This window comes from Pseudoalteromonas sp. SR45-4 (genome assembly GCF_014163535.1).
Classification (GTDB): Bacteria; Pseudomonadota; Gammaproteobacteria; order Enterobacterales; family Alteromonadaceae; genus Pseudoalteromonas; species Pseudoalteromonas nigrifaciens.
The window spans coordinates 1-12488 of record NZ_JACJDO010000065.1; the positions used below are offsets into that span (position 1 = coordinate 1).

Genomic DNA, 12488 nt, shown 5'->3' on the forward strand with positions numbered 1-12488 from the left:
TTGTTTTTTTAGTTTTCTTAGGTATTTATTTTCAATCATTTTCTGCCTTTTTGTCATATTTTATCTGTGTTGTTTTTTATATTTTTTTAAAGAAAAGGTATGTATTAATTTCTATTTTCACTTCTTTACTAGTTTTACTATCTCTAAGTTTCATTAGATTTTTGTTAAATAACGAAGGGACTAATGCAAGTATTGCAGGTAAAAGCGTGAATTCCATTTTAATAGGAAGTGGTAGGTTTTCTGTTTATGAGAAAGCTATCGAAGCTTACAGTGAGCTTGGTTATATTCTGAAAATCATAGGAATTGGCTTCATGACTGAAAGGTCTGCACTACAAAAATATGACTTGGCTTGGAGTATCGATGTGCACAGCTCGTTTTTGTTATCTCTTTTAACGGGAGGGGCAGGGGGAGGGCTTTTATATTTAATATTTATTACATTACCGTACTTATCAAAAAATAAAAAAAGTTCATTATACAATAACTTTTTGATATTTCATACGATGTGTGTCACATACGGATTTACTTCAAGTTACTATCTAGGCCGACCATCTTATTTATTACTATTATCGCTACTTTTTTCGTTTGTATTTTTAGGTTCTAATAAGCTATTAAATAAGAATCAGTGTTAATGTTTTATGTTTTAGAGCAAGCTTTAAATAGCTTATTAACTTTTATAATAGGTATAGCATTTGTTCGATATCTAGGTGTTGAGGTATATGGACAATATGCAATATATATTTTGATATCGTTATTTTTTTTAAATTTGTTTTACAACTTGGTAACACTGCCTTGTCTGATGGAAGTAAGTGAGAGGAGAGAGTCGCGTTATTTATTAACTTCAATAGTAATCTCTATGCTTTTTTTTACTTTAATAGGTTTAGCCTCTGGAGTTTTTAATCTATTTATAGGGATACCAGATTATTTATTAGTACCTATATATTGTCACATTTATTGTGTCGATGATTGTGTAAGAAAATTAATGATTAAAAAAAATGACTTTAAGCTATTACTACTTCGGTTTTCGCTCGTTATTTTATCTATATTGCCGATCGCACTTTCACCTTTAAGTAATGTAAATCTCTACTTTTTTATTTTTCCATTCTTAGTCGCTTTATCCTTGATTCAGTTATGTTATTTTCTTAAGTATTTAAGAGTAAAACCACTCGATTTAAATAATACTTTAAAATTATACCGAGGTAATCTTGGGTTTTATGCTTCGGCTAAAATGCAATGGATGTCTTCTAATATCATTAGTTTTTTTGCATACTCACTTTTGAGTACGGCGAATATAGGTGCTATTAAAAGTGCACAAAATATAGCTTCATTATTTAGCTTTGTCATTATTTCAATAGAGCCTTATTTGATTTCAAAATACTCTAACATGAAAAAGGGAAAGTATAATTTAGCATTAATAAAATTAGCATTAGCAGGATCATTAGTTTTATTAGCTTTAGGTACTACACTTATCGCCCTTAAAGAAGTGATTGTGGATACTTTATACGCTGGTAATAATATAGAAATTAAGACAGCACTGATTGTTTTAGCATGGATTCCTCTAGGTTCATTTTTAAATACAATGGTGAAAGTTGCTGCTAGATTACAACAGAGACCTAAAAGTTTATTTGTAAGTTCAATGTTATCAACTGCTATATCTATCTTTACTTTTTACTTATTGTTTGATGAATATGTATTATTAAGTTTACCTATATCTCTGCTTTTAGCATCCTATGTTAATGTGTTAATTTGGTTTTTTCTTATAACTTTTCTTAAGAGTGTAAAATGAAAATTGCTTTTCTTGGTCCTGATGGGGTCGGTAAGTCCACTGTAATAAATGAATTAGTAAAGTCGTTGCCTACAAGCATTGACTCCTCATACCATTATTTGGTCCCTGGTTTTCTTCCTAGATATAGGAATGTAAATAATGGGACTCCAGTTCTTGATCCCCATTCAAGTAATTCACATAATAACTTTAAATCTATTTTGAAATTATTATTTTGGTTCGCAGAGTATAATTTAGGAAACTTATTTATTACTAAGTCAACTAAACTGCATATATTTGATCGTTATTTTTATGATATTTTAGTTGATCCAAAAAGGTACTGCTATGGCGCAGACTTAACTTATGCATCTTACATTGCAAAACTAATTTCTAAACCTGATTTATTAATTATTTTAGACGCACCAACAGATGTTATTCAATCAAGAAAACAAGAGGTTTGCTGGGCCGAAACGGAACGCCAACGAAAAGAGTATTTAGATTTGAAAGGAAAGTTCTGTAAAACAATAGTTATTAATACCACATCTTCATTGCAGCAAAATGTGAAGGAAATCATGAAGGTTTTGGAGTTTTAATTGTGTCTTTTTTAAATTCAATTTTTAAAAATAATAACCAAGATTTTTATACTGTAGATTTTCTTGAGATTAAGAAGCAAGGTAGAGTATTTTGGTGCATAGACTCAAATTGTGCTAAACCAACATTCCTTGCAACTTACCCTAGATTAACTTTCAAATCAAAAATATTTTCATTATTAATTACTATTATTTGGCAATTAAAACTTCAAAGGTTTTTTTTCAATAAAAAAAAATACGATATAGATAAAGGTTCTGTATATGATATTTTAAGTGAACATTTTCCTCATTTGTCTTTCTTTACAGGTACACCAGGTGTTAACAGAAAAATTATAATTGTTGGTAATAAAAGTAATCATAATGTTTTTTTTAAAATAGCAACGTCTAAAGAGTCTGAACTTTTAGTGCGTAATGAAATTGAAATACTAAAAAAACTTAAAAATTATGATTTTGGTAGCCATAAAATACCAAGCATAGCCAAATATAGTGATCTGTACGGTATTACGGATGTTGCAATGCAGAAGGGGGGGGGAAGAGAAGTAGCACTAAAAGCGGTTAATAGTTTTTATGAAATACTTTACACTCAGTCAGCTGATAAAGTTGATTTATCTAATATATTGCAGGAGATGCGAACATCTATTGATTCACATCCAAATTTTAAAAAACAAAATGATCGTCTAGTATATGACTTGGAATTAAATATAAAGCTTCAAAAAAGAGTCCTTTTATTATTATCAAAAAAAGATATCGATATAGATGTATATTTTTCGCATGGAGACTTGACTTTGTGGAATGTTTTCCCATCTCCAGAAGATAGTTTAGCTGTTATTGATTGGGAGTTAGGAGAAATAAGGTCAAAATATTTTGACCTTATTCACTTTATAGTTTCACAAGAAATACTTATAAAAAATAGTGATTTTGATACTGTATATACTGAAGTATTTACCTGTTTACAGCGGCATACTGTGGGTGAAACGAAACAGAGTTTAAAGCTATATGTATGCCTGTACTTTTTACAGCAGTCAAACTATTACTCTTTAAGATATAAACAGCAAACAGGGTTTATACACGAACAAGTTTATTGGCAATTAGATATCTGGAACTCATACTTTGAATTCTTCCTAGGTGATTTTTCTGTTAATAAACATCATGACATTATTGAGAAAGTTGTTAGGTAATTATTTATGAAGTTAGAATCTAAAATGTTAAGTCGTTTTTTTAATAAATTAAATGAAATTGAAGCAAATTATTGTGTTATGAATAATTATATTAACATGCCAGAAGTTATACCTTCAGATGTAGATATAGCAATTGATAAAACTAGCTTTGGTAAATTAGATCAGTTAGTTACTGAGCTTGCCAATGAGTTTTCTGTAAGTATCACTCAAAAAATTTGGCATGGCTTCAATAAATGTGCATTTATTCTTTCTCCTTTAGATACTGAAAAATATTTTTGGCTTCAGTTGGATTTTTTTGTTGACTTTAGTGGGAAGGGATTTCCTAATTTGATGCCATTCTCAACAATGATTAAAAATAAAGCACAATATAAAAATTTTTATATTCCAGCGCCCGAGGTTGAGGTACCATTTATTCTTCAGAGGCGGATTTTTAAAGGAGATGCTTCACATGCTCATATAAAGACTATTCGTTCTTTAATCAAAGATGACTTTGATATTATAAATAGAGGCAATAGAGCTATCTTTGATAAAGAAGCGAGTGATATTCTAAAAGACTTAATAGTCTCAGGTGATATTAGTCTTTTTGATGAAAACTATTCCTTTTTAAGAAAAGCATTAAAGAGTGTATCCAATAAAAACACTAATATGAGCTATAGATTAGAATACATACTTTTTCAATTTATAAGAGCCTTATATAGAATAATTTATCCAACAGGCTTATCAATTGCTTTTGTAAGTAACGATCTAGAGAGAACGAAGAAAATTATAGATTCTATAGATGAGCGGATTTCTGGTAGTTTTCATGGAACCTCTTATGTTGAACCTGAAAGCTTAAGACAGCTATCGAAAATGCATCTGAAGTCAGTTTTATGGCCAAAAATAACAAAAAGGAAAGTTTATATTAACTTGCAGCTCTCAATTCTGCGTGAAAAAAACACTTTGTTGTACAAGCTATTAACTTACTTAAAAGTCACACCAGATTTAGATTTTGTTATGGATGATATGACGATAGACATCAAAATGTACACATATCTTATATTAAAAAAGCAAGCTCAAAGAACAAAGCGCAGCCTTTTTAATTCACTTTCACCTACAGCGAAATTTAAATGATAAATAAAAAAAGAAAAATATTAGTTTGTGCATATTCTTGTGAACCAGGATTCAGTTCAGAAAGAGAAATTGGCTGGAAATGGGCTAATCTCTTATCTACAAATAACGATGTATATGTATTAACGAGACTTTCAAATAAATTAACAATAGAAAATTATATTAAAAAAAACAATATAAACACTGAGCTTAAATTTATATATCATGATCTTCCTGATTCAGCTAGAAAGTGGAAAAAAGGAGAAAGAGGATTATATTTATATTATACATTATGGCAGTTTGGTGCATATAAAAAAATTAAGAGGATGAATGAAAGGTTTGATTTTATTCATTATGTAACCTTTGGTAGTCTTTTATTACCAAACTTTATGTTTCTTTTGCCATGTAAATTTGTATTAGGTCCTGTAGGTGGTGGTGAAAATGTACCCTTAGCTTTTATCAATGAGTTTACCTTTAAGGGAAAAGTTTCTGAGATAATTAGACATACGATACAAAAATTGCAAAAAATTAATCCTATGTTTTTATTACAATGTATAAAAGCAGATAAAATATTGGTTAGAACTAATGAAACATTAGACATGATTCCTAATTTTGCTAAAAATAAAACAGAATTAATGCTTGAAACTGGAGTTCCTGAGGAGTTGCTAGACTATAAAAGTAAATCATTAAAAAGTTCCGATGAGATAAAAATAATTACAATTGGGCGTTTTATACATTCTAAAATTAATTTATTGACTTTAAAAGTCATACTTGAACTAAAAAACATATACCAAATACCTTTTAAATTTTATATTGTTGGTGACGGGCATGAAAGAGCTTCTTTAGAGAGGTTTTGTAAAGATAATAATTTAAGTGACACTGTGATATTTACAGGCTGGATCCCTAGGGCTGAGGTTATTGAGCATTTATCTACAAGCGATATTTACTTCTCAACTACTTTCAAAGAAGGCGGAAGCTGGGCATTTTTTGAAGCGGTAGCTATGGGAATTCCCGTTTGTTGTCTTAAAATTAGTGGTCCAGATATGATTGTTGCTAATAATGGTGGCTTAAAAATAGTGCCATGTAGCCCTAAACAGGTTATTGCTGATTTATCTAAAGCTTTAAACGTACTTTCTACAGACGCCATTTTGCGTGAAAAGCTAGCTAAAAATGCAAAAAATCATTTGATGTCAGAAATGACTTGGGGCGTAATGATGGACCGTGTTAATAATATTTACAGGGAGCTGGAATCAGATACAAATAACTTATAATTAACTAAGTTATTTATGTTGCTGAGATAATTTAAAATGCTGAAAAATACAATTACTTTCATAATTAGAAAATATAAAAACCCACACTTTGAGTTTGACCCTAATGTTGGTTTACTTGCAATCCTTAGTTTGGTTAACAATCGTCTCAAGTATAAATTTAGAGGCATGCTTTTGATATTTAAATTCAAAAAAACAAATAATCTATTCTTAGGAAAGGGGGTTTCTTTTTCAGGTTTGAATAAAATATCATTCGGTAGTTTTGTTACTTTAGGAAATTATACATTTTGCAGTTCACTGGGAGAGAGTGGAATCGAATTTGGGGATCGAGTAAGTATCGGTGACTTCTCTAGAGTGATCGTATCTACATCCTTCAATAATATAGGGGCGGGTATTAATATAGGTAATGATGTAGCGATTGGTGAATTCAGTTATATAGGTGGGGCTGGAGGTGTTTCTATTGGATCCTCTTGTATTATAGGCCAATATTTTAGTGTTCATTCGGAAAACCACATTTTTTCTAACCTTCATATAGAAATAAGAGAACAAGGAGTTACAAGACGCGGCATTTTAATCGGTGAAAACTGTTGGGTTGGCTCGAAAGTTACAGTTCTAGATGGAAGCAAGGTAGGCAATGGCTGCGTTATTGCTGCAGGAGCCGTTGTTTCTGGAGTTTTCCCTGATAATGTAGTTATAGGAGGAGTACCGGCTAAAATTTTGAAATATAGAAGTTAACATTTATGTTCCCTTAAAATCTAATTATACAAATTTTAGCTTGAAATAAAATTATGAAAAAAAATTTTTTATTAGTACATCTATTAAATGACTTTAGTGGTAGCCCTTTAGTGTTAGCAAACTGTATTGATGCGCTAATTGATAATAATTGCCAGGTAGAGTTAATTACAAGTAAAGATAATGGTTTTTTATCCCGGTGCGATGTTAAAAAAAACCTCATTCAATATAAAAGATTTAATATTAAATTATTCACGTTGTTCTCTTTCATATTAAGTCAAATTGTCTTTTTTTTGATGCTTTTTTTCAAAACCTTTTTTATTAAAAAAGAGGATAAACCTACCGTATTAATAAATACAATATTACCCTTTGGTGCTGCTTTAGGTGCAAAGCTTGGAGGCTGTCATATTGTATATTATGTACATGAAATCTCCATTCGTCCTCAGATACTAAAAAAGTGGTTAAAGTGGGTGTTGAACAACACAGCAGATAAAGCTATTTATGTATCAAATTACTTAAAAGAAACCGAAGGAGCCAATATCCAGTGTATTGAGGAGTATGTTGTATATAATTCATTACCCAAACAGTTAGACCAAAATTCGAGTATTCTAAAAAATAAAGTTTTTACTGTTTTTATGCCTTCATCATTAAAAAAATATAAAGGGGTTTATGATTTTGTGATTTTGGCTCAAACTTTAGAAAAAAAGAATATTCGGTTTATTTTAGCTTTGAATGCCGACGAAAACGATTACGATAATTTTTTAAATAGTATTGATATTCCTGCCAATCTAGAAGTAATTAGAAGGCCTGATGATATTAATAAAATTTATACTTTATCTTCATTAGTGTTGAATTTATCGAACCCAAATGAGTGGGTTGAAACCTTTGGAATGACAGTGATTGAAGGTTTTGCTCATGGCTGTCCTGCTATTGTTCCAACTGTTGGCGGGATTACTGAAATAGTTGAAGAAGGTATGAATGGTTTCAAAATATCGGTTAATGATATTGATGAAATAGCAGAAAAAATAAATATGATTGCTAGTAACTGTGCTATGCATAATGCACTTGTTTCAAATGCATTGATTACAGCTGATAACTTTCAGTTCTCGGAATACAAAAAAAACATATTGGAAGTCCTTTAATGAATGTAGCTATTATAGGTACTGTTGGTGTCCCTGCCTGTTATGGTGGTTTCGAAACACTTGTAGAAAACTTGCTTGATGAAAATGAAGGGGATAAATTAATAATCGTTTATTGTTCATCAAAAAACTATACTATTAAGCCGGAAATGTACAAAAATGCGTATCTGCATTTCATACCTTTAAATGCTAATGGTGTTCAAAGTATTCCCTATGATTTATGGTCTATATTTCATGCTGCTTTTGTAAAGAAATCAGATAACTTATTGATTTTAGGTGTTTCAGGCGCGCTTTGTTTACCGTTAATTCGTCTATTTAGTAAAGCCAATATTGTTACAAACATTGATGGTTTAGAATGGAAACGAGATAAGTGGAATGTCTGGGCTAAACGTTTTTTAAAGCTTTCAGAAAAAATTGCTGTTAAATATTCAGATGTTATTGTAGCTGATAACAAGGGTATTGCTGATTATGTGAAGCAAGAATATGGAGTTGACTCAGAGGTTATCGCTTATGGTGGTGACCATGCTATTGTGAAAGATCTAATAACTTCAGATGATGGCTATGCTTTAGCATTATGCCGAATTGAACCTGAAAATAATGTTGAATTGATTTTAGAAAGCTTCAGTAAAACCAATAAAAGTTTAAAATTTATTGGTAATTGGAATAATAGTGAATTTGGCTGTTTGATGAAAAGTAAATATCAACAATACAGCAATATAGAAATTATTGATCCTATTTACGAGATAGAGACGCTGTTCGATATTCGTCAAAAATGTTCTTTTTATGTTCATGGCCACTCTGCTGGTGGTACCAACCCATCACTGGTAGAAATGATGCATTTTGGTAAACCCATTTTTGCTTATGATTGTAATTATAATAGAGCTTCAACGGAAGATAGGGCTCAATTCTTTGAAAGTACAGACGCATTAGTTAAGTTAATTAACTCACCTGTTTCTGTTGAAAATGCTAGTAACATGAAAGAAATTGCTAAGCGCAGATACACTTGGCAAATTGTTAAGCAACAATATTTCAATTTATTTAGTAGAGGTTTAGATAGTTTATGCATAAAGGAATAATACTAGCCGGTGGTAGTGGCACACGTCTTTATCCACTCACAAAAGTTGTTAGTAAGCAACTCATGCCTGTTTACGATAAACCTATGGTTTATTATCCACTTGCTACATTAATGCAAGCAGGTATTCAAGAGATACTGATTATATCAACATCAGAAGAAACTTACCGTTTTGAAGAACTATTGGGCGATGGATCAAATTTTGGTGTTTCTATTTCTTATAAAATTCAACCTAGCCCTGACGGTTTAGCCCAAGCCTTTATATTAGCGGAAGAGTTTCTTAATGGTGCGCCTGCTGCATTAGTGCTTGGCGATAATATGTTTTATGGCCATGATTTGGTGAAATCGCTTAAGGCGGCGAATGCACAACAAAGTGGCGGTACGGTATTTGGTTATCATGTGTCGAATCCTAAATCTTATGGTGTTGTTGAGTTTGACGACGCAGGCACCGCTATTTCTATTGAAGAAAAACCTCCGGTACCAAAGTCAAATTATGCTGTACCTGGTTTATATTTCTTTGACGAACGCGTGGTTGAATTTGCTAAAAATGTAAAACCCTCTCCGCGTGGTGAGTTGGAAATTACTGAAGTTATTGAACAGTATTTAAAAGCAGGTGAATTAAAAGTTGAAATTATGGGCCGTGGTACTGCATGGCTTGACACGGGTACTCATGACGACTTACTCGCTGCAGCGCAATTTATTGCCACTATTGATAAGCGCCAAGGCTTAAAGGTTAACTGCCCTGAGGAAGTGGCTTTTCGTAATGGTTGGTTAAGCGCAGACAAACTTCGAGAAATAGCACAACCCTTACGCAAAAGTGGTTATGGTGAGTACTTGATCAAACTTATTGAAGAACGAGTCTTTTAATGCGTTATATAGATACAGCTATAGCTGACGTTAAAATTATTGAACCAAATGTGTTTGGTGATGAGCGTGGTTTTTTTATGGAAACGTTTCGTGTTGATGAGTTTACTCGTGAATGTGCTCAAAAGACCTTTGTGCAAGACAACCATAGTAAATCTAGCCAAGGTATTTTGCGTGGCTTACATTACCAGTTAAAAAACACCCAAGGTAAGTTAGTACGTGTTACTTCGGGCGAAGTTTATGATGTTGCGGTTGATATCCGTAAATCATCACCTACTTATGGTCAGCATGTGGGTGTAGTTCTTTCTGGTGAAAATAAACGTCAATTATGGGTGCCAGAAGGTTTTGCTCATGGTTTTTATGTGATAAGTGAGTCGGCAGAGTTTGTTTATAAATGTACAGACTATTACGCACCAGAGCACGAAGTGTCGTTATTATGGAATGATCCTGCTTTAAACATTCAATGGCCGTTGGTTGATGGTAAAGCTCCTTTGTTAGCTGCAAAAGATGAAGCTGGTCTTTTGTTTAAAGATGCGCCAACGTTTGCCTCTAAGTTCGAGTAAAGTCAGATAAGCCATGAAAATAATTGTAATAGGTAAGTCAGGGCAATTAGCCTGGGAATTAAGTCAACTTGCATCCCCTGAACATGAAATAGTATGTTTAGGGCGGATTGATATTGATTTACAACACGTTGCAGCGATAACGGAGTGTTTACAGCAGCAAAAAGCTGCGGGAGTTATTAATGCTTCGGCTTACACTGCAGTTGATAAGGCTGAAAGTGATGTTGATAATGCTTATGCGCTTAATGCTAAGGCTGTGGGGAATTTAGCGCAGGCGTGTAAAGCGTTATCTGTGCCTTTTGTGCATATATCTACAGACTTTGTTTTTCATGGTCATAAAGGTGCGCCGTATTTACCTGGTGATGAAATACAACCTTTAGGAGTTTATGGGGCTAGCAAAGCCCAAGGTGAGCAGTTAATTACAGATACTTATCCAGAACGGAGCTGTATTATTCGTACGTCTTGGGTGTATTCTACACATGGTAATAACTTTGTAAAAACTATGCTGAATTTAATGCGAACTAAGCCCGAACTTGGTGTTATTAGTGACCAAATTGGCACACCTACTTATGCCAAAGGGTTAGCGGCGGCTTGTGTAGCTAGTTTAACAAGTAGTGTTAATGGTATTCACCACTATACAGATACAGGCGTTGCGAGTTGGTATGACTTTGCTGTTGCTATTCAACGTATTGGCCTTGAACTTGGCCTATTAGAAAAAATAATACCAATTAAACCTATTACTACTGATCAATACCCAACCGCTGCTAAACGTCCACATTACAGCGTGTTAGATAAAAGTGGTTTTGCAAATACCTTACCAGAACTTACTTTTTGCCATTGGCAAACACAATTACATATGATGATGACGGCGTTAAAAGCTGAGCAGCCTTAGTTTTATCACATTAACCTTGTGGTTAGAACGTAGCGTTTATATAAAGAGTTTTAGAGAGTTATTATGAAAAAAATATTAGTTACAGGTGGTGCTGGTTTTATTGGTGCTAACTTTGTTCATTATTGGATGGAAAAATATTCAGCCGATAAAATTGTTGTACTTGATGCCCTAACTTACGCAGGTAATATTGCTAATTTAGACAGTGTAAAAGGTGAAGCTAACTTTACCTTTGTGCACGGTAACATTTGTGACCAAGCGTTAATTGAAAACTTACTGGTTGAACACGGTATTGATACTTTAGTGCACTTTGCCGCAGAGTCGCACGTTGACCGTTCAATTACAGGCCCTGATGCTTTCATCGAAACTAATATTATTGGTACGTATAGCTTGCTTAAAGCCGCTAAAAAAGTGTGGTTAGATGGAGAAAATGTTTTGGAAGGGCATCGTTTTCATCATGTATCTACTGATGAAGTGTATGGTACGCTTTCTCCTACCGACCCTGCTTTTACAGAAGATACGGCCTACGCGCCTAATTCACCTTATTCTGCTAGTAAAGCGGCCAGTGATCATTTAGTACGCGCGTATCATCATACCTATGGTTTAAATGTTACGACGAGTAATTGTTCAAATAACTATGGGCCGTTTCATTTTCCTGAAAAGCTTATTCCTTTAGTTATTACCAATATTTTGCATGACAAAGCCTTACCCATTTACGGTGATGGCCAACAAGTTCGTGACTGGTTATATGTTGAAGACCATGCATATGGTATCGACTTGGTTCTACAAAATGGCAGAATTGGTGAGAATTATAATATTGGTGGTGATAATGAATGGGCTAATATTGATATAGTAAAAACTATTTCAAAATTAGTTGAACAAGAATTTGTAAAAAATAAAGAGTTAGCTAATCGTTTTCCAAATGCAAAAGCAGCGATGGCTCAAAATACGGAGTCACTTATTACTTATGTAAAAGACAGACTCGGCCACGATCGTCGTTATGCTATTGATGCGACTAAAACTAATAATGAGTTAAGCTATCAACCGAAAGAGTCGTTTGAAACCGGAATTGCTAAAACCGTTGCTTGGTATTTGAATAATGAGCAATGGTGGCAGAGTGTGATGGATGGCTCTTACCAAAACTGGATAGCTGAGCAATATTCATAAATTACTAAGTTTTTGGGGGCGATTAACTTCCACACTTAATTGTACTGGTTTTGGATTATTCGTAAGCGCGCAATTAAACCCACATACCAATATTAATGCTACCTATGCATAATTTACTCAGCATATTAACCTGAGGTAATTATGAATAAACAGCAAAAAATAAAACACTGGCAAGGCATTTTTG

General features: G+C 32.9%; 13 protein-coding genes. All 13 read left to right on the forward strand.

Going from position 1 to position 12488, the window contains the following annotated elements:
* On the forward strand, positions 1-629 hold a 629-nt coding region (locus H5058_RS17500), incomplete at its 5' end, for a hypothetical protein (RefSeq protein WP_220485851.1).
* Positions 629-1783 (forward strand): hypothetical protein, encoded by a 1155-nt coding sequence (locus H5058_RS17505; protein WP_182679250.1) that lies wholly within the window; start codon positions 629-631, stop codon positions 1781-1783. The genes H5058_RS17500 and H5058_RS17505, both read left to right, overlap by 1 nt.
* Complete coding sequence (locus tag H5058_RS17510; RefSeq protein ID WP_182679252.1) at positions 1780-2352, forward strand: hypothetical protein; 573 nt, start codon at positions 1780-1782, stop codon at positions 2350-2352. The genes H5058_RS17505 and H5058_RS17510 overlap by 4 nt, the downstream gene beginning before the upstream one ends.
* Before the next feature lie 2 nt (positions 2353-2354).
* Positions 2355-3527: a phosphotransferase family protein gene (locus H5058_RS17515; RefSeq protein ID WP_182679254.1), complete on the forward strand. Its 1173-nt coding sequence runs from the start codon at positions 2355-2357 to the stop codon at positions 3525-3527.
* Between the two features lie 6 nt (positions 3528-3533).
* Entirely contained in the window at positions 3534-4637 is a 1104-nt protein-coding gene (locus H5058_RS17520) for a hypothetical protein (RefSeq protein WP_182679256.1), read from the forward strand.
* Positions 4634-5884, forward strand: coding sequence for a glycosyltransferase family 4 protein (locus H5058_RS17525; RefSeq protein WP_182679258.1), 1251 nt, complete (start codon positions 4634-4636; stop codon positions 5882-5884). The genes H5058_RS17520 and H5058_RS17525 overlap by 4 nt, the downstream gene beginning before the upstream one ends.
* A 36-nt stretch (positions 5885-5920) precedes the next feature.
* Positions 5921-6616, forward strand: coding sequence for an acyltransferase (locus H5058_RS17530; RefSeq protein WP_182679261.1), 696 nt, complete (start codon positions 5921-5923; stop codon positions 6614-6616).
* A gap of 53 nt (positions 6617-6669) precedes the next feature.
* Positions 6670-7755 (forward strand): glycosyltransferase family 4 protein, encoded by a 1086-nt coding sequence (locus tag H5058_RS17535; protein WP_182679263.1) that lies wholly within the window; start codon positions 6670-6672, stop codon positions 7753-7755.
* Positions 7755-8828: a DUF1972 domain-containing protein gene (locus tag H5058_RS17540; protein WP_182679265.1), complete on the forward strand. Its 1074-nt coding sequence runs from the start codon at positions 7755-7757 to the stop codon at positions 8826-8828. The genes H5058_RS17535 and H5058_RS17540 overlap by 1 nt, the downstream gene beginning before the upstream one ends.
* Positions 8813-9691, forward strand: a complete 879-nt coding sequence (gene rfbA, locus H5058_RS17545; protein WP_182679267.1) for a glucose-1-phosphate thymidylyltransferase RfbA — start codon at positions 8813-8815, stop codon at positions 9689-9691. Before H5058_RS17540 ends, rfbA begins: the two co-directional genes overlap by 16 nt.
* Positions 9691-10251: a dTDP-4-dehydrorhamnose 3,5-epimerase gene (gene rfbC, locus H5058_RS17550; RefSeq protein WP_182679269.1), complete on the forward strand. Its 561-nt coding sequence runs from the start codon at positions 9691-9693 to the stop codon at positions 10249-10251. Before rfbA ends, rfbC begins: the two co-directional genes overlap by 1 nt.
* 13 nt (positions 10252-10264) lie before the next feature.
* Complete coding sequence (gene rfbD, locus H5058_RS17555; RefSeq protein ID WP_182679271.1) at positions 10265-11140, forward strand: dTDP-4-dehydrorhamnose reductase; 876 nt, start codon at positions 10265-10267, stop codon at positions 11138-11140.
* Between the two features lie 63 nt (positions 11141-11203).
* Entirely contained in the window at positions 11204-12304 is a 1101-nt protein-coding gene (gene rfbB, locus H5058_RS17560; protein ID WP_182679273.1) for a dTDP-glucose 4,6-dehydratase, read from the forward strand.
* Positions 12305-12488 lie beyond the last annotated feature (184 nt).